The 16,343-nt window shown below is 68.3% G+C and carries 17 protein-coding genes; 9 read left to right on the forward strand and 8 right to left on the reverse strand.

What is annotated here, in order from left to right; translation table 11 throughout:
• Positions 1-87: 87 nt before the first annotated feature.
• The gene (gene metF, locus BMX29_RS06945; protein ID WP_092811460.1) at positions 88-948 is read right to left on the reverse strand and encodes a methylenetetrahydrofolate reductase [NAD(P)H]; all 861 of its coding nucleotides are present in this window, start codon (positions 946-948) and stop codon (positions 88-90) included.
• A gap of 99 nt (positions 949-1,047) precedes the next feature.
• Here metF and BMX29_RS06950 point away from each other — a divergent pair, with 99 nt between their 5' ends.
• Positions 1,048-1,953, forward strand: coding sequence for a LysR family transcriptional regulator (locus BMX29_RS06950; RefSeq protein ID WP_092811462.1), 906 nt, complete (start codon positions 1,048-1,050; stop codon positions 1,951-1,953).
• A 147-nt stretch (positions 1,954-2,100) separates the two neighbouring features.
• Here BMX29_RS06950 and BMX29_RS06955 read toward each other — a convergent pair whose 3' ends face one another.
• Positions 2,101-2,307 (reverse strand): cold-shock protein, encoded by a 207-nt coding sequence (locus tag BMX29_RS06955; protein WP_043842165.1) that lies wholly within the window; start codon positions 2,305-2,307, stop codon positions 2,101-2,103.
• A gap of 234 nt (positions 2,308-2,541) precedes the next feature.
• Between BMX29_RS06955 and BMX29_RS06960 the strand changes: the two genes are divergently transcribed.
• The gene (locus BMX29_RS06960) at positions 2,542-2,856 is read left to right on the forward strand and encodes an ArsC/Spx/MgsR family protein (protein WP_092811464.1); all 315 of its coding nucleotides are present in this window, start codon (positions 2,542-2,544) and stop codon (positions 2,854-2,856) included.
• Between the two features lie 5 nt (positions 2,857-2,861).
• On the opposite strand, the gene BMX29_RS06965 is transcribed toward BMX29_RS06960, so the two are convergent.
• From BMX29_RS06965 to thrS, 5 genes are all read right to left on the reverse strand, one after another.
• Positions 2,862-3,422 carry a DoxX family membrane protein gene (locus BMX29_RS06965; RefSeq protein ID WP_092811466.1) on the reverse strand — a complete coding sequence of 187 codons (561 nt, stop codon included), beginning with the start codon at positions 3,420-3,422 and terminating at the stop codon, positions 2,862-2,864.
• An 11-nt stretch (positions 3,423-3,433) separates the two neighbouring features.
• Positions 3,434-4,171, reverse strand: a complete 738-nt coding sequence (locus BMX29_RS06970; protein WP_092811468.1) for an HvfC/BufC N-terminal domain-containing protein — start codon at positions 4,169-4,171, stop codon at positions 3,434-3,436.
• Positions 4,168-5,016 carry an MNIO family bufferin maturase gene (bufB, locus tag BMX29_RS06975; protein WP_092811470.1) on the reverse strand — a complete coding sequence of 283 codons (849 nt, stop codon included), beginning with the start codon at positions 5,014-5,016 and terminating at the stop codon, positions 4,168-4,170. The genes BMX29_RS06970 and bufB overlap by 4 nt, the downstream gene beginning before the upstream one ends.
• A gap of 87 nt (positions 5,017-5,103) precedes the next feature.
• Positions 5,104-5,448 carry a BufA1 family periplasmic bufferin-type metallophore gene (locus BMX29_RS06980; RefSeq protein WP_092811625.1) on the reverse strand — a complete coding sequence of 115 codons (345 nt, stop codon included), beginning with the start codon at positions 5,446-5,448 and terminating at the stop codon, positions 5,104-5,106.
• A gap of 236 nt (positions 5,449-5,684) precedes the next feature.
• The gene (thrS, locus tag BMX29_RS06985) at positions 5,685-7,631 is read right to left on the reverse strand and encodes a threonine--tRNA ligase (protein ID WP_092811472.1); all 1,947 of its coding nucleotides are present in this window, start codon (positions 7,629-7,631) and stop codon (positions 5,685-5,687) included.
• Positions 7,632-7,761: 130 nt separating this feature from the next.
• Here thrS and BMX29_RS06990 point away from each other — a divergent pair, with 130 nt between their 5' ends.
• The gene (locus tag BMX29_RS06990; protein WP_092811474.1) at positions 7,762-9,033 is read left to right on the forward strand and encodes an MFS transporter; all 1,272 of its coding nucleotides are present in this window, start codon (positions 7,762-7,764) and stop codon (positions 9,031-9,033) included.
• Positions 9,034-9,088: 55 nt separating this feature from the next.
• Here BMX29_RS06990 and BMX29_RS06995 read toward each other — a convergent pair whose 3' ends face one another.
• Entirely contained in the window at positions 9,089-9,658 is a 570-nt protein-coding gene (locus tag BMX29_RS06995; protein ID WP_092811476.1) for a twin-arginine translocation signal domain-containing protein, read from the reverse strand.
• Between the two features lie 285 nt (positions 9,659-9,943).
• On the opposite strand from BMX29_RS06995, the gene BMX29_RS07000 reads away from it, so the two are divergent.
• The 6 genes from BMX29_RS07000 (at position 9,944) to BMX29_RS07025 (ending at position 16,246) form a co-directional block, all read left to right on the forward strand.
• Complete coding sequence (locus BMX29_RS07000; protein WP_043842181.1) at positions 9,944-11,026, forward strand: polyamine ABC transporter substrate-binding protein; 1,083 nt, start codon at positions 9,944-9,946, stop codon at positions 11,024-11,026.
• Between the two features lie 86 nt (positions 11,027-11,112).
• The gene (locus BMX29_RS07005; RefSeq protein WP_092811477.1) at positions 11,113-12,237 is read left to right on the forward strand and encodes an ABC transporter ATP-binding protein; all 1,125 of its coding nucleotides are present in this window, start codon (positions 11,113-11,115) and stop codon (positions 12,235-12,237) included.
• 49 nt (positions 12,238-12,286) lie between these two features.
• Positions 12,287-13,177 (forward strand): ABC transporter permease subunit, encoded by an 891-nt coding sequence (locus BMX29_RS07010; protein ID WP_092811479.1) that lies wholly within the window; start codon positions 12,287-12,289, stop codon positions 13,175-13,177.
• Positions 13,174-13,995: an ABC transporter permease gene (locus BMX29_RS07015; RefSeq protein ID WP_043842186.1), complete on the forward strand. Its 822-nt coding sequence runs from the start codon at positions 13,174-13,176 to the stop codon at positions 13,993-13,995. The genes BMX29_RS07010 and BMX29_RS07015 overlap by 4 nt, the downstream gene beginning before the upstream one ends.
• Positions 13,996-14,478: 483 nt before the next feature.
• Positions 14,479-15,222: an alpha/beta fold hydrolase gene (locus BMX29_RS07020; protein ID WP_092811481.1), complete on the forward strand. Its 744-nt coding sequence runs from the start codon at positions 14,479-14,481 to the stop codon at positions 15,220-15,222.
• Positions 15,223-15,250: 28 nt separating this feature from the next.
• On the forward strand, positions 15,251-16,246 hold the full coding sequence (locus BMX29_RS07025) for an alpha/beta hydrolase (RefSeq protein WP_092811483.1): 996 nt from the start codon (positions 15,251-15,253) through the stop codon (positions 16,244-16,246).
• Positions 16,247-16,343 lie beyond the last annotated feature (97 nt).

Here is a 16,343-nt window from a genome sequence, read left to right on the forward strand (position 1 = left end):
CTGCCGCCGATTTCGGCGCGACGGTTTCCGAGTTTTCGGGGGAGTGCAAGGCGATGCGGGCGCCCGAGGCGCGCGCCCGCGATCGGCTCAGGCGACCATGCGGTCCGAGCGGGTCACGCCGAGCGCCTTGCAGACGTCCTGCGTCAGCTCGGGCTTGTTCAGCGTGTAGAAGTGCAGCTTGTCCGCGCCGCCGGCGATCAGCCGTTCGCACAAGTCGATGCAGAAGTCGCGGGCGAAGGCCTCGGACGACCCGTCGGCCTCGGCGGCGTCGAACCGCGCGGCCACGTCGTCGGGAATGCGGGTGCCGCAGCCCTCGGCGAAGCGGCGCGCGCCCTTCCAGTTCTCGACCGGGAAGATGCCCGGCACGATGGGCTTGTCGATGCCGGCCGCCACGCAGGCGTCGCGGAAGCGGAAGAACGCGTCCGCATCGAAGAAGAACTGCGTCAGCGCCTCGTCGGCGCCGGCGTCGAACTTGCGCTTGAGGTAGGTGACGTCGGCATCCATCGAGCCCGCGTCGGGGTGAATGTCGGGATAGGCCCCGACGCGCACGGTGAAGTCGCGCTCGGCCTTCAGCGCCTCGATCAGCTCGCAGGAATTGGCGAAGCCGCCATCGGTCGGGGTGAAGCGATCCTCGCCCTTGGGCGGGTCGCCGCGCAACGCCACGATGTCGTGCACGCCCACGTCCCAGAAGCCGCGCGCGATATCGAGCGTCTCTTCGCGGGTGGCGTTCACGCAGGTCAGGTGCGCCGCGGTCCGCAGGCCGGAATGGCGGTGGATCGTCTTGACGGCGTCGCGGGTGAGCTCGCGCGTCGTGCCGCCGGCGCCGTAGGTCACCGAGACGAAGCGCGGCTCCAGCGGAGCGAGCTTCTGCACGGTGTCCCACAGGCGAAACGACGCCTCGAGCGACTTCGGCGGAAAGAATTCGAGCGAAATGTCGGGCGGCGTCATCGGGAGTCTTCCTTCGTCGGCATGAGGTGTCTTGTGCCACATGCGGGGGTCGTGAGACAAACTCATAAATCTCAAGACCATCATGAGGCGAACCCGCTTATGCATATCGAGTTCCGCCACCTCCGCACGATCAAGGCCATCCACGAGTTGGGCGGCGTCGCACGGGCCGCCGAGCGTCTGAACATCACGCAAAGCGCGCTGAGCCACCAGATCAAGAACCTCGAGGACCAGGCCGGAGTGGAGCTATTCGTGCGCCGCTCCAAGCCGATGAAACTCTCGCCCGCGGGCCTGCGACTGCTGCGGCTCGCCGACCAGGTGCTGCCGCAGGTCGAGGCGCTGGCCGCCGAGTTCGAAGGCCTGCGGAAAGGCTCGTCGGGCCGGATGCACATCGCCATCGAGTGCCACGCCTGCTTCGAATGGCTGTTCCCTGTGCTCGAAAGCTTCCGCAAGACGTGGCCGGACGTGGACGTGGACATCAAGCCCGGCCTCGCCTTCGACGCGTTGCCGGCGCTTCTGCGCGAGGAAGTCGACCTCGTGGTGTCGTCCGATCCCGAGGACCTGCCGGGCGTGACGTTCACGCCGCTCTTCGACTACGCGCCGGTCTTCGTGGCGGCGTCGAGCCATCCGCTGGCCTCGCGGCCATGGGTCGATGCCGAGGATTTCCGCGGCGAGACACTTATCACATACCCGGTGGAGCGCTCGCGACTGGACGTGTTCAGCCAGCTCCTGACCCCGGCCAAGGTGGAGCCCGCCTCGGTCCGGCAGGTGGAGCTGACCGCGGTGATTCTGCTGCTCGTCGCGTCGAACCGCGGCGTGGCCGTGCTGCCCGACTGGGTGGTGCGCGAGGTGAAATACAGCTCGGACTACGTCACCCGCCCCCTAACCGAGGGCGGGCTGACGCGCAGCCTCTATGCCGCGACGCGCACGGCGGATGCCGGCAAGGGCTTCGTCACCGACCTGATCGCACTGGCCCGCGACGAGGCCCGGACGATGCAGGCAGCCTGAGCCGCCGCCGATCCGTCGACGGGCGCCGCCGCGCCGACTGTCAGCGTCTCCTTCGGGACAGCCTCGCCGCACACGGCACGACCGCTACGCCCGCCTGCGCGCGCGATGCTTTGTCGGTCCGGGCGGCCGCTGGCCGGTATCGCGGGATCAGAGGGTCTTGAGGTCCGAGGCCATCATGCGGCCGTCGCGTCCCTCTTTCAGTTCGTACTCGACCTTCTGGTTGTCGGCGAGGCCGGTCAGTCCCGACCGTTCCACCGCAGAAATGTGCACGAACACGTCCTTGCCGCCGTCTTCGGGGGCGATGAACCCGTATCCCTTCGTGGTGTTGAACCACTTCACGGTGCCGTTCGGCATGACCCGTGTCTCCTTTGTCGTCTTTCAGTCCCGCCCGCCGCGCGGGCCTTCCCGGGGCTGCCTTGATCGGCGCGCGGACCCCTCGGTCCGTCGGATGCCAGTTGCGGTTTCCCCAACGTCCACGATTACATGCCGATTGTAAAAAGCAAGAGAAACACGCTCGTCTTCGGCGCTCGCGACAGCTATGCGCCCGTTCGACCGGCGTTCGGCGCCGTCCGAAAAGGAGCACCTGAAATGATCGTTTACGGGCTGAAGAATTGCGACACCTGCCGCGCGGCGCGAAAGGCATTGCCCGGCGCCGACTTCGTGGACGTGTCGGTGGACGGGCTGCCGGCGGAGGTGCGCGACCGCGCGCTCGCGACCTTCGGTTCGGACCTCGTGAATACGCGCTCCACGACCTGGCGGGTGCTCTCGGACGAGGATCGCGCCGCCGCGCCCGAAGACCTTCTGACCGCGCATCCCAAGCTGATGAAGCGGCCGCTCATCGCGCAGGGCGAGACGCTCTACCTCGGCTGGACCGAGGCCACGCGGACCGCGCTCGGGGTCTGAGCCTCTCAGGCGGTGCGGGTCGCGGATTGCGGGTCGGCCACACGGGCAAGGCCCCGATCCACCGACAGTGCGCCGCCGCCCTTCACTGCGAGAATGGCGAAAAGCAACATCCAGAACGCGCGCTGGTCGAGGATCGCCGCGTCGGGCACGTGATCGAACCAGGCGCCGACCGTCTCGGCATGGGCGATGGCGCCATGGCCGTAGAGATCGGTCAGCGACTGAACCACCACGAAACCCGCCATGCCGATTGCCGCGAGCCGGGTGAAGAGCCCGAGGACCAGCGCCAGCGGCAGCAGGATCTCGGCCCACGTCCCCGCCACGACGACGGCCCAGTGATGCAGGCCGAGCTGCGCCGCGTCGTAGCCCGCGGCCTCGAACTGGCGCGGGAAGATTTGCGCATAGGCGCCGGACGCCGGCCTGACGAGCCCCAGCGGCCCGTCTCCGATCTTGGTGAGCGCGGAGGTCCAGAAATAGCCCAGCAGCGTCGCCGCGAAGACGATCCGCGCCACGAGCGGCAGCAGGAGGTCCCGGCGGTCGGCGGGGCGGAACAGCAGGTCATGCAGCATGTGACGTCTCCTCAGAGTTCGATGGCGGCGAGAGCACCCGCAGAAAGCAGTGTCGAAAGCAGGTCCCCGAACGCGTCCGGATCGCGGAGCCACGTGGCGGCCTCTCCCAGCGACCGTCCGGCCCTCAGCGCGGCCAGCGTCGCGGCCCCGCCTTCGGGCAGGAGGTGTGGCTCCGGGTCCCAGCCGTGGCGCAGCACCGCGATCTCGGCGGGCGGGCCGTCTTCGGCCGCGGCCATGGGAACGCCGCCGCCGCCGAGCGCCGCGTCACGCAAGGCGAGCAGCGACCACCGGCTGGTGAGCAGCCGCAGCGAGGGCGCGGGGGTCAGGCGTGCACCCATCAGCGTGGGCCCGTCGGCGGTGGCCAGGACCGAGGCATCGGCGGCTACGTGATCGGCGGCGTGGTAGCTCTCGCGCAGGGCCAGATCGAGGCGCGCGAGGTCGCCGGCCCAACCTGGCGCGCACGTGGCCAGCCAGCTTGGAAACCCGTCCCCGTAGCGCGCCAGCACCGGCGAGCGTGGCGGATGCGCGCGAGCGAAGGCCAGCGCGTGGGCGTCGAAGGCGCGTGGACCGAGACCTGCGCGCACCGACGGAAAGCCGGCCCGCAGCGCCTCGACCAGCGAGGCGGTGACGTTGTTGCGATAGACCGCGTAGCGCCGCGCGGCGTGCCGTCCCGCGCCGTCGGTCAGGCCCGGGGGAACCGGTGCGGCGGGGTCGAGCAGGCCCGCACGAAACGCGGCCGCGGCACTCATGCCACCCGCTCCAGCGCCGCGCCGGCACGCGCCGCCTCGGCGGCCAGCACCGGCCAGTCCGGCACGCCGGTGTCCCACTCGATCAGCACGGGCGCGGGCCCGGTGCGCGCCAGCACCCGGTCGAGCAGCGCCCAGACCGGGTCCGCCACCTCGCGCCCGTGGCTGTCGATCAGAAGGGGCGCGCCGTGCTCGTCACGGTCCGCGTCGTGGCCGCCAAGATGGATCTCGCCCACCGCGCCCAGCGGGAAGGCGTCGACATAGGCCTCGGGCGAGAAGCCAAGGTTCACTGCCGATACGAACACGTTGTTCACGTCGAGAAGCAGGCCGCAGCCGGTCCGCCGGACGATCTCGGCCAGGAAGTCCGGCTCCGACCAGGTGCTCTCGGTGAAGGCGAGATAGCTCGACGGGTTTTCCAGAAGCATCCGCCGCCCGAGCGCGTCCTGCACCGCGTCGACATGCGCGCAGACCCGCGCCAGCGTCGCTTCGGTATAGGGCAGGGGCAGCAGGTCGTTCAGGAATTCGGTTTCGTGCGTGGACCAGGCGAGGTGCTCCGAGAAACTTGCCGGACCCAGTTCGGCGCAAAGCCGCGCCACGCGGGCGAGATGCCGGGCGTCGAGCGCGCCCGACCCGCCGATCGACAGCCCCACGCCGTGGACCGAGACCGGCATCCTCTCGGCCAGTGCCGCCAGCTGCGCCCGCGGCCGCCCGCCGGCGCCCATGTAGTTCTCGGCGTGCACCTCGACCCAGCGCACCGCGCCGGGATCGGCCATCAGCGCCTCGAAGTGCCGCGCCTTGAAGCCGACGCCCGGGGCCGCCGGCAATTCCGATCCGTTCCAGTCGAACATCCCGTCCTCCCGGGCGCGCCGCGCCCTTCTTCTCGGTGAAAATACTCCGGGGGTCCGGGGGCAGAGCCCCCGGCCTTTGCACCCGGATCAGACCGGCTTGAGCGCCTCGGTGTTGGCGCCCTCGGGCAGGTCGCGGGCGAGGCCCTGGAAACCCTCTTCCTCGAGCATCGCGGCGGTGGCGCCCATGCGGTCGCCGGGCAGTTCCATCTCGGTGCACGTGCCGGCCTCGACGAGGGTCCAGGCGTTGCCCTGGTAGTCGACGGTGGACGTGCCCGCGCAGGTGGTGCCGGGGCCCGCGGCGCAGTCGTTCTCGCCGGCGAGCGACACGCCGTAGCACTTTTCCTGGGCCTGCGCGCTGGCGGCGGTGCCGACAGTGGCAAGCGCGGTGGCGACGGCGCCCAGAAGCGCGGCGGTCTTGACGGTGGTGGACATGAAATCGTCTCCCTGGTGCGTGATCTCGGCCGCCTCGGGCGGCCCGCCGGGCAACAGCGCCCGGCGTGATCCAAGGGTCGCCGGTGCGACAAATCCGCGCCATACACACGGGCGTGCTTCACGCGGGGGTCAGCGTGTGCGCCGCACCGCAGCATCCGAAAACCGGAATTTCAGGGACTTGAACGCGAAAAACCCCGGCCGGGGCCGGGGTTTTGTAATACCGCCGTTGCGGAATGTTACAGAAGGTCGGGCGATGTGGCCTCGGCCCTGAGCGTGCTCACGATGTCCGCCAGCGATGTTACAGCCGTCTGTTTCTCGCCGAGACGCCGCACGGTTACGGTGCGCTCTTCGACCTCGCGGTGGCCGATGGCGAGGATCACCGGCACCTTGCCGACCGAGTGTTCGCGGACCTTGTAGTTGATCTTCTCGTTGCGGAGGTCGGCTTCGGCGCGGACGCCGGCCTTCTGCAGCTCGGCCACGACCTCGCGGATGTAGTCGTCGGCCTCCGACACGATCGAAGCCACCACAACCTGCCGCGGCGCGAGCCAGAACGGCAGCTTGCCGGCGTGTTCCTCGATCAGGATGCCGATGAACCGCTCGAACGAGCCAAGCACCGCGCGGTGCAGCATGACGGGGCGATGCTTGGCCCCGTCGGCGCCGATATAGGTGGCGTCGAGCCGCTCGGGCAGGACGAAGTCCACCTGTAGCGTACCGCACTGCCAGTCGCGGCCGATCGCGTCGGTCAGCACGAATTCCAGCTTGGGGCCGTAGAAGGCCCCTTCGCCTGGGTTCAACTCGAAGTCGCAACCCGCGGCAGTCGTGGCTGCACGCAGCGCGTGTTCGGACTTGTCCCAGACGTCGTCGCTTCCCGACCGCACATCGGGCCGGTCGGAGAACTTGACCTTGAAGCCTTCGAAACCGAGGTCGCGGTAGATGCGGGCGAGGAAGTCAATGAACCTGCGTGTTTCATCTTCGATTTGCTCCTCTGTACAGAAAATGTGGGCGTCGTCCTGGGTGAACCCGCGGACGCGCATGATGCCGTGCAGGGCACCGGAAGGCTCATATCTATTGCACGACCCGAACTCTGCCATGCGCAGGGGAAGATCGCGGTATGACTTGAGCCCCTGGTTGAAAATCTGGACGTGGCACGGGCAGTTCATCGGCTTGAGCGCGTTGATCGCCTTCTCGCGGGCGTGTTCCTCGTCGACTTCGACGATGAACATGTTCTCCTGGTATTTCTCCCAGTGGCCCGAGGCCTCCCAGAGCTTGCGGTCGACGACCTGCGGCGTGTTCACCTCGACGTAGCCGCCGGCGCGCTGCTGGCGGCGCATGTAGTCCTGAAGCGTGGTGTAGACGGACCATCCGTTGGGGTGCCAGAACACCTGGCCCGGCGCCTCTTCCTGCATGTGGAAAAGGTCCATTTCGCGGCCCAGGCGACGGTGGTCGCGCTTGGCGGCCTCCTCGAGGAAGGTCAGGTGCGCCTTGAGCGCATCGCGGTTCTTGAACGCCACGCCCTGAACACGCTGGAGCATCGGGCGCGAGGTGTCGCCGAACCAGTAGGCGCCGGAGACCCCCATCAGCTTGAACGCGTCCGCGGGCAGCTGCCCGGTGTGCTGGAGGTGCGGGCCGCGGCAGAGATCCTGCCAGTCGCCGTGCCAGTACATCCGGATCGGCGCGTCCTCGGGGATGCGCTCGATCAGCTCGACCTTATAGGGCTCGCCCAGCTCTTCGTAATGCGCGATCGCGCGCGCGCGATCCCAGACCTCGGTGGTCACGGGCTCCTTCGCGGCGACGATATCCTTCATCTTGGCCTCGATGCGGCCGAGATCCTCGGGCGTGAAGGGGTCCTGGCGGTCGAAGTCGTAGAACCAGCCGCGCTCGGTAACCGGGCCGATGGTGACCTTGGTGTCGGGCCAGATCTCCTGCACCGCGCGCGCCATGACGTGCGCGAAGTCGTGGCGGATCAGCTCGAGAGCCTGATCCTCGTCCTGCATGGTGTGAATGGCGATCTGCGCGTCGGCGTCGATGGGCCATTGCAGGTCCCAGTGCGCACCGTTCACGCTGGCCGAGATGGCCTTCTTGCCCAGCGAGGTCGAGATCGACTGCGCGACTTCGGCCGGCGTGGTGCCGGCGGGAAACTCGCGCGCATTGCCATCGGGGAAGGTCAGGGAAATCTGGCTCATCGGCCAAGCTCCTCGTCGGTTCGGCGCCCACGGAACGCCCGGTTGCGGGTTATGTCGTGCGCGCTATCTCGCGTCTGGCGCCGAAACTGTCAACCGGCGCGATCCCAGGCTGACACCCCAGGAGACGGTAATGAGTGACGCGAGTAACGACGAACTGCGCGAGGTCTACGGTACGCTGACCGACGACGATGGCGACGCCTCGGCGCGCGAGGCCCGCAATGGGCTGCGTCACATGGTGTCGCTGTCGGTCCAGAAGGTGGCGGACGGTCTGATCGATCCCAAGCTGGTGCTGGCCTGGCTGATGAACGTGCTCGGCGCACCGGCTTACCTCGTGGGGTTCCTCGTGCCGATCCGCGAGGCGGGGGCGCTTCTGCCGCAAATCCTGCTGGCCGGGCCGACCGAGGCGCTACGGCACCGCAAGTGGGTCTGGGTCGCGGGGTGCGCGGTGCAGGGGGTCGGCGCGCTGGGCATCGCGCTGTCGGCTCTCATGCTCGACGGGGCGGCCGCGGGCGTCGCGATCTGCCTTTCGCTCGCCGTGCTGGCCTGCGCGCGGGCCGCCTGTTCGGTCAGCTACAAGGACATCCTCGGCAAGACGGTCCCCAAGACGCGCCGCGGTGCGGTGAAGGGCGTGGCCGGGTCCGCCTCGTCGGCGGCGGTTCTGGTCTTCGCGCTGCTGCTGATCTCGGGGCTCCTGCAGGAAAAAGGGCCGCTCGTGGTGGCGATCCTGATCGCGTCGGCGCTGTGGTTCCTGGCCTCGGCGGTGTTCGCGACGCTCGAGGAAAAGCCCTCCGAGCCCGGAGAAAGCCGCGGCCTCGACCTGTCGCCGCTGCGTGAGGACGCGCAGTTTCGCCGCTTCATCGCGGCGCGGGGCGCGCTCACCGCGACGGCACTGGCACCGCCCTATCTGGTGATCCTGTCGGGCGGGGACAGTGCGTTGCAGAGGCTGGGCGCGTTGCTTCTGGCCTCGGCGGCGGCGGCGTTCGTGTCCTCTTATGTCTGGGGGCGGCTCTCGGACCGGTCGTCGCGCAAGGTCCTGATGCTTTCGGGGCTGTCCGGAGGCATTGCCATGGCTGTCGCCGCGCTGGCAGGTGCGATGGGCTGGACCGACGGCGTGGTGATCGCACCGCTGATCCTTTTCGTGATGCAGATCGCCTACCAGGGCGTGCGCGAGGGCAGGGGGACCTACCTCGTCGACATGGCGCCCGCCGACAAGCGCTCGACCTACGCGGCGCTTGCGAACACGTCGATAGGGGTGCTTCTGCTCGTGGCCGGCGCGTTCGGCGGCGCGTTGAGCGCGGGCGGCGCGGTCTGGGCGCTTTCGGGCTTTGCGGTTCTCTCGTGCGTCGGAGCACTGATCGCCGTGGGACTGAACGAGGTCGAGGTCTCGGAGGGGCGGGACTGATCCCGGGGTCTTTGGGGGCCGCGCCCGGATCGGCCGGGCGCGGCAGGCGGTCCGATCAGAGAGCGTTCTGCGTCTGGCGCACGATGCGTTGGCCCGGCAGGTCGCGGCCGAGGATCGTGGTGCGCGCATCCCGCGCGAAGGTGCCGAGCAGCTGGCGGTAGAAACGCGAGCGGCTGCCGGCGATGGCCGACGCTGCGCCGCCCAGCACGCTTTCCGCCGCCTCGCCCGCGGTAACCGCGATCGGCACCGAGGCCTGAAGCGTGCCCTGCGGGTCGATGAGCCGCACGGTCCCCTCGAGCTGCGACTGGTCGCGCCCGAGCGCGGTGCTGGTGGCCGACGCGACCGCGAGGTTCGCGACCTCGACCTGCATGGTCCAGCCGCCCTGCTGCACGATCCGGTCCGAAAACTCGCGCCGCAGCACGCCTTGCAGGTCGGGTGCGAGCACGTTGCGGACATCCTGCGCGCCGGAATTAAGGAAGTTCGCGCCCGAACTCACCACCTGCACGTTCGAAATCCGCAGCGCGCGGCGCTCCGCCGTGGTCAGCGCGGTGTCCGAGGGGATCGGCGCGCAGGCGGCGGCGAGGGCGGTGGCACCGAGGGCGGCGAGGAAATGTCTGCGGTCCATGAACTGTCCTTCCGGGTCGTGTCGTATCGGGTCTCGAACGTCTCGCGCCTGCGCGCGCGTGGAGTAAGAGCTACGGCGCGCAGGCGTCGAGGCAAGCCGGCCCGGATCGCGCGCAAAATGTGATCAAATTTTCGCCTGTTACCCGTGAACCGCCCCGAAGGGATCAAAGCGCACCTTGCGGGGGCGTGCGGGGCATGGAAACATCCCCTCGACGCAGGGGGACGCGTGCGCGACAGGAGAACGACCGCGCCGGCCCCTCGCGGAAAGACCAACGGGAGCGACCACATGACCAAGCTGATTACCCTGACCGCCGCGGGCGCGCTGCTCGCGGGGATGGCCTCCGCGCAGGAGGTCCGCGTCTACAACTGGTCCGACTACATCGACGAGGACCTGCTGACCCAGTTCGAGGAAGAGACCGGGATCGAGCTGATCTACGACGTCTTCGACTCCAACGAGGTGCTCGAGACCAAGATGCTGGCCGGCAATTCGGGCTACGACGTGGTGGTGCCCACCGGCACGTTCCTCCAGCGCCAGATCCAGGCGGGCGCATTCCAGAAGCTCGACAAGGAGCAGCTGCCCAACATCGACAACCTGTGGTCCGTCGTCACCGACCGCACCGAGGCCTACGATCCGGGCAACGAGTACTCGATCAACTACATGTGGGGCACCACCGGGCTCGGCGTGAACGTCGACAAGGTCAAGGAGGTCCTCGGAGAGGACGCGCCCATGAACTCGTGGGACCTGGTGTTCGATCCGGCCAACATGGAGAAGCTCGCCGAGTGCGGCGTGCACTTCCTCGACGCTCCGGCCGAGATGATCCCGGCCGCGCTCAACTATATCGGCGAGGACCCCAACAGCCACGATCCCGAGGTGATCGAGAAGGCCGGCGAGGTCTATTCCGAGATCCGTCCCCACATCCAGAAGTTCCACAGCTCGGAATACATCAACGCGCTGGCGAACGGCGAGATCTGCGTGGCCGTGGGCTGGTCGGGCGACATCCTGCAGGCGCGCGATCGCGCGGCCGAGGCCGACAACGGCGTGACCGTGGAGTACTCGATCCCGAAAGAGGGCGCGCAGATGTGGTTCGACCAGATGGCGATCCCGGCGGATGCCCCGAACCCGGAGCAGGCGCACGCCTTCCTGAACTTCATCCTCGACGCGCAGAACATGGCGCAGGCGTCCAACTACGTCTACTACGCCAACGGCAACGAGGCGTCGCAGGAATACCTCAACGAGGATGTCATCGGCGATCCGGCGATCTACCCCGACCAGGAGACGCTGGACAACCTCTACACCACCACGCCCTACGACCCGCGCGTCCAGCGCACGGTCACCCGGCTGTGGACCTCGATCAAGTCGGGCGTCTGATCGATACCGCAAACGGGGCCCGCGCGACGCAGCGCGGGCCTCGCCGACGTACGCCCTCCTGACTTCGCGCCGCCTTCGGAGCCTCCATGAACCAGACGGTCTTCGCCCCCTGGGACGATCCGGACGAAAAGCCCCTGATCCAGTTTCGCAACGTGACGAAGCGGTTCGGAGACTTCACCGCAATCGACGACCTGACGCTCGACATCTACGCGCAGGAATTCTTTGCGCTGCTCGGTCCCTCGGGCTGCGGCAAGACCACGATGATGCGGATGCTCGCGGGCTTCGAGACGCCCACCGAGGGCAACATCCTGCTGTCGGGGCAGGATATCGCGCCGATCCCGCCGAACAAGCGGGCGGTGAACATGATGTTCCAGTCCTACGCGCTGTTTCCGCACCTGAGCGTGCGCGACAACATCGCCTTCGGTCTGCGCCGCGAGTCGAAGGACAAGGCCAAGATCGACGAACGGGTCGAGGAGATGCTGCGCCTCACGCGACTGACCAAGTTCGCCGGCCGCAAACCGCATCAGATCTCCGGCGGCCAGCGCCAGCGCGTGGCGCTCGCGCGCAGTCTCGCCAAGGCGCCGAAGCTCCTGTTGCTTGACGAGCCGCTCGGCGCGCTCGACCGCAAGCTCCGCGAGGAGACGCAGTTCGAGCTCATGGACATCCAGGAAAAGACAGGCACCACCTTCGTGATCGTGACCCACGACCAGGAGGAGGCCATGACCGTGGCCTCCCGCGTTGCGGTGATGGACGAGGGCAAGCTGATCCAGGTCGCCACGCCCGACGTGATCTACGAGGCGCCGAACTCGGTCTACGTGGCCGACTTCATCGGCGACGTGAACATCGTCGAGGGCCGCGCCAGTCAGACCGGCGACAAGGTCGACGTGGCCTGGGCCGAGGGCCAGCCGCCGATCCACGCCACGACGCAGAAGCGCTTCGACCGCGACGCCCAGTGTTATTTCGCGATCCGTCCCGAGAAGGTGCACATCTCGAAGGAGCGCGACGACAGCCGTCCCAACGTGCTGCAGGGCAAGGTCATCGACATCGCCTATCTCGGCAACATCTCGACCTATCACGTGCGCCTTGCCGACGGCACGATGATGAAGGCGCAGAGCGCGAACACCCGCCGTCTCGCCAATCGGGGCATCACTTGGGAGGACGAGGTGTGGCTGTCGTTCACCGACACCGCCGGCGTCATGCTGGCGCGATGAACCGCACCGCGCCCCACACCGCCGCGCCCGCCGCACGGAGGATCCGCCGATGAGACGCTTCGCCCTGATCGCCGTTCCCTACCTGTGGCTGCTGGCGCTTTTCCTCGTGCCGTTCCTGATCGTCCTGAAGATCTCGCTGTCGGACATCACGCTGTCGATCCCGCCCTATTCGCCGAAGCTGGACCTCTCGGCCGGCTGGGCGGGATTCGTCGAGTTCATCCGCGCGCTCGACTTCGAGAACTACGTCTTCCTCACGCAGGACGATCTGTACTGGAAGGCCTATCTCAGCTCGCTCTGGATCGCCTTCGTCTCGACGCTCATCACGCTGGCGGTGGGGTATCCCATCGCCTACGGCATGGCCCGCGCCGCGCCGGAATGGCGTCCGACGCTGCTGATGCTGGTGATCCTGCCGTTCTGGACCTCGTTCCTGATCCGCGTCTACGCGTGGATGGGCATCCTCGCCAACGAGGGCCTGCTGAACCAGACGCTGCTGGCGCTCGGGATCATCGACAGCCCGCTGCAGATCCTCAACACCACGGCCGCCGTGCAGATCGGCATCGTCTACACCTACCTGCCGTTCATGATCCTGCCGATCTACGCCACGCTGGAAAAGATGGACGAGTCGCTGCTCGAGGCCGCCGAGGATCTCGGATGTTCGCGCCTCTCGGCGTTCTGGCTGGTGACCTTCCCGCTGTCGCGCGGGGGCATCATCGCCGGCTGCTTTCTCGTGTTTATCCCCGCGATCGGCGAGTTCGTGATCCCGTCGCTTCTGGGCGGGTCGGACACGCTCATGATCGGCAAGGTGCTGTGGGAGGAGTTCTTCTCGAACCGCGACTGGCCGGTGGCATCCGCCGTGGCGATCATCCTGCTGGCGATCCTCATCATCCCGATCGTGCTGTTCCAGCGCAACGAGCAGAAGGAACGGGAGGCCGGGACATGAGGCGCTTTTCGCTGTTCAACGCGACCTCGCTGACCTTCGGCTTCGCGTTCCTCTACCTGCCGATGGTCATCCTGATCATCTACAGCTTCAACGCCTCGCAGCTGGTGACGGTGTGGGCAGGCTTCTCGACCCGGTGGTACGGCGAGCTTCTGCGCGACCAGGAGTTCCTGGACGCGGCCTGGGTCACGCTGCGTGTGGCCGTCTTCTCGTCCACCATCGCGACGGTTCTCGGCACGATGGCGGCGACGGTCATCGTGCGGGCCGGCCGGTTCAAGGGGCGGACGCTGTTCTCGGGCATGATCTATGCGCCGCTGGTGATGCCCGAGGTGATCACCGGTCTGTCGCTCTTGTTGCTGTTCATCGGCATCGGGCTGGACCGCGGCATCCTGACGGTGGTGCTGGCGCATACCACGTTCTCCATGTGCTACGTCTCGGTGGTGGTGTCGTCGCGGCTCGCCACCTTCGACACTGCGCTGGAGGAGGCCGCGCTCGATCTCGGCTGCTCGCCCTTCGAGGCGTTCCGGCTGGTGACCCTGCCGATCATCGCGCCGGCGGTGATCTCGGGCTGGCTGCTCGCGTTCACCCTGTCGCTCGATGATCTCGTGATCGCGTCGTTCACCACGGGTCCGTCTGCCACGACGCTGCCGATCAAGATCTTCTCGGCGGTGCGCCTCGGGGTCAGTCCGCAGATCAACGCGCTCTCGACCATCCTGATCGCCTTTGTCGCGGTGGGCGTCATCGCGGCGTCGCTCGCCACGAAACGCGCGGCGGTCCGCGCCGACAAGGACGCCCGCGCCGCCGAACGTGCTGCGGGCTGAGGCGAACCGGTCGGCGCGTCGTATGACGGCGAGGCGCCGATCTGCGCCTTGCTGCAACGCGAGGCAAGCGGCGCTTTCTCGGACCGAGAGGTGCCCGGGTGTATGCGTTCGCTGCCGCCGGACACGCATGATGTAAGCAGCAGGATGGGCCCGGTCCCGCACGTGAGAAAGGCGCCTCCCGACATGTGGTGGCGGCGGCGGGTCAAGGTGCCGGGGTCGCCGTATGTCTGATCCACCGAACGGAGTCGAAGGGGACTTGAGAAGCCGCGGCGGTGGGCGCGAAGCAGACGTATGGTGCCGGTCTCTCTGGGGCCGGCACTTTTCGCCCCAGTGTTAGGCGTCGGCCCGTGTCGTGCTCCGTCTACCGCCGGGGACCGCCCCCGGCGAGATCACTGGCCCCGGGCACAACGCCCGCCGCGCGTCGGGGCTGGAAACGCGCGCGCCGGTGGGGCAGTCTCCGGCGCGACGCGATCCGGAGGCTTGATGACCGACATTTCCCACCTCGACGGCCCCCGCGGCCGCCTCGCCTACGCCAAGACCGAGGGTGCCGGCCCCTGCATCGTCTTCCTGTCGGGCTACAAGTCCGACATGGAAGGCACCAAGGCCGTGCACCTCGAAGCCTGGGCCAAGGCGCAGGGACGCGCCTTCCTGCGGCTCGACTATTCCGGCCACGGCATCTCGGGCGGGGTGTTCGAGGAGGGCACGATCGGCGCGTGGGCCGACGACGCCTTTCGCTTGATCGAGGCCGCGACGGACGGCCCGCTGGTGCTGGTGGGGTCGTCCATGGGCGGCTGGATCGGCCTGCTTCTGAGCCAGCGCCTCGGTGCGGAGAGGGTCGCGGGCTTCGTCGGTATCGCGGCGGCGCCCGACTTCACCGAGGACAGCTTCTGGGCGGGATTCTCGGAGGAGACCCGCACGACCATCATGGAGGAGGGGCAGGTCGAACTGCCCTCGGCCTTCGACGATCCCTACATCGTCACCCGCGCCCTGATCGAGGACGGGCGCGAGAATCTCGTGCTGCGCCGCCCGCTCAAGATGCCGTTCCCGGTGCGCCTGCTGCAGGGCACCGAAGACGAGGCGGTGGACGGCAGCGTACCGCTTCGCCTGCTCGATCACATCGAGGGCGATGACGTGCGCCTGACGCTGGTGAAGCACGCCGATCACCGCTTTTCTGCGCCGGACTGCCTCGCGCTGATCGAGGCGGCGGTCACGGAGGTGTGCGGATGAGCGGGCCGGGCGGCTTGCTGGGGCGCACGTGCGCCTGATCGCGCGTATCGCGGCTGCGCTGGGCCTCCTGGCGCTGGTGCTGGTCGTCGTCGCACTGGTTCTGCCGGACGAGCCCGACGACGTGGACGTCACGTTCGACCCCGCGCGGCTGGACGTGGGCGTGGATGCCTACCTGCGCGAGGCCGAGGCCCGGTTCGACGACATCGTGCCCGGAACCCGCAAGCGCGTGCGCTGGGCTGGCGAGACCGGAACGCCGACCGACTGGGCGGTGATCTACCTGCACGGTTTTTCGGCCTCGTCCGAGGAGATCCGGCCGGTGCCCGAGAACGTGGCCGACGCGCTGGGCGCCAACCTCTACTACACGCGGCTTTCGGGCCACGGCCGGGACGCCGAGGCCATGGGCGAGTCGAGCCTCACCGACTGGATGCGCGACGTGGCCGAGGCTATGGCCATCGGCCGTGCCATCGGCGAGCGGGTGCTGATCCTGTCGACCTCGACCGGCGGTACGCTCGCGACCATCGCCGCCGCCGATCCCGAGATGTCCGAGGGCCTGGCCGGCATGGTGCTCCTGTCGCCGAACTACCGCGTCGGCAATCCCGTGGCCCGGGTGCTGCGCTGGCCCGGGGTGCGCTGGTGGGGGCCGCTCATCGCGGGCGAACGGCGCGGCTTCACGCCCGCGAATGAACTGCACGCGAAGTTCTGGACCGAGGACTACCCCTTCGCCGCCGTCCTGCCGATGGCCGAAGCGGTCGGCGCCGCCGCCGAGGTCGATCACGCGGCGCTGCGGGTGCCGGCGCTTTTCATTTATGCGCCGACCGACAAGGTGGTGGACCCGTCCGCAACGCAAGCCGTCGCCGCCGACTGGGGCGGTCCAGTTACGGTGGAGGCCGTGACGCCGGGCCCGGAGGCCGATCCGTCCAACCACGTGATCGCGGGGGACATCCTGTCGCCGTCTCTCACCGGCCCGGTCACCGAGCGAATTCTCGGATGGATCGATACGCTGCCCGGGGCCGACGGCGGCTGAGGGGCTACCTTGGCGGCGCGCTTCGGGGCGTTCCCCATGCGCCGGGAAACGCCGACCCATACGTCCAAGCCGACAGGGCCGGACCGACCAAACGCGT

It is taken from the genome of Roseivivax marinus, from assembly GCF_900109705.1.
GTDB lineage: Bacteria > Pseudomonadota > Alphaproteobacteria > Rhodobacterales > Rhodobacteraceae > Roseivivax > Roseivivax marinus.

Excerpts from the sequence above, each read along its gene's own strand:
- metF (WP_092811460.1), bottom strand. The coding sequence starts at position 948 with ATGACGCCGCCCGACATTTCGCTCGAATTCTTTCCGCCGAAGTCGCTC.
- BMX29_RS06950 (WP_092811462.1), top strand. The coding sequence starts at position 1,048 with ATGCATATCGAGTTCCGCCACCTCCGCACGATCAAGGCCATCCACGAG.
- BMX29_RS06955 (WP_043842165.1), bottom strand. The coding sequence starts at position 2,307 with ATGCCGAACGGCACCGTGAAGTGGTTCAACACCACGAAGGGATACGGG.
- BMX29_RS06960 (WP_092811464.1), top strand. The coding sequence starts at position 2,542 with ATGATCGTTTACGGGCTGAAGAATTGCGACACCTGCCGCGCGGCGCGA.
- BMX29_RS06965 (WP_092811466.1), bottom strand. The coding sequence starts at position 3,422 with ATGCTGCATGACCTGCTGTTCCGCCCCGCCGACCGCCGGGACCTCCTG.
- BMX29_RS06970 (WP_092811468.1), bottom strand. The coding sequence starts at position 4,171 with ATGAGTGCCGCGGCCGCGTTTCGTGCGGGCCTGCTCGACCCCGCCGCA.
- bufB (WP_092811470.1), bottom strand. The coding sequence starts at position 5,016 with ATGTTCGACTGGAACGGATCGGAATTGCCGGCGGCCCCGGGCGTCGGC.
- BMX29_RS06980 (WP_092811625.1), bottom strand. The coding sequence starts at position 5,448 with ATGTCCACCACCGTCAAGACCGCCGCGCTTCTGGGCGCCGTCGCCACC.
- thrS (WP_092811472.1), bottom strand. The coding sequence starts at position 7,631 with ATGAGCCAGATTTCCCTGACCTTCCCCGATGGCAATGCGCGCGAGTTT.
- BMX29_RS06990 (WP_092811474.1), top strand. The coding sequence starts at position 7,762 with ATGAGTGACGCGAGTAACGACGAACTGCGCGAGGTCTACGGTACGCTG.
- BMX29_RS06995 (WP_092811476.1), bottom strand. The coding sequence starts at position 9,658 with ATGGACCGCAGACATTTCCTCGCCGCCCTCGGTGCCACCGCCCTCGCC.
- BMX29_RS07000 (WP_043842181.1), top strand. The coding sequence starts at position 9,944 with ATGACCAAGCTGATTACCCTGACCGCCGCGGGCGCGCTGCTCGCGGGG.
- BMX29_RS07005 (WP_092811477.1), top strand. The coding sequence starts at position 11,113 with ATGAACCAGACGGTCTTCGCCCCCTGGGACGATCCGGACGAAAAGCCC.
- BMX29_RS07010 (WP_092811479.1), top strand. The coding sequence starts at position 12,287 with ATGAGACGCTTCGCCCTGATCGCCGTTCCCTACCTGTGGCTGCTGGCG.
- BMX29_RS07015 (WP_043842186.1), top strand. The coding sequence starts at position 13,174 with ATGAGGCGCTTTTCGCTGTTCAACGCGACCTCGCTGACCTTCGGCTTC.
- BMX29_RS07020 (WP_092811481.1), top strand. The coding sequence starts at position 14,479 with ATGACCGACATTTCCCACCTCGACGGCCCCCGCGGCCGCCTCGCCTAC.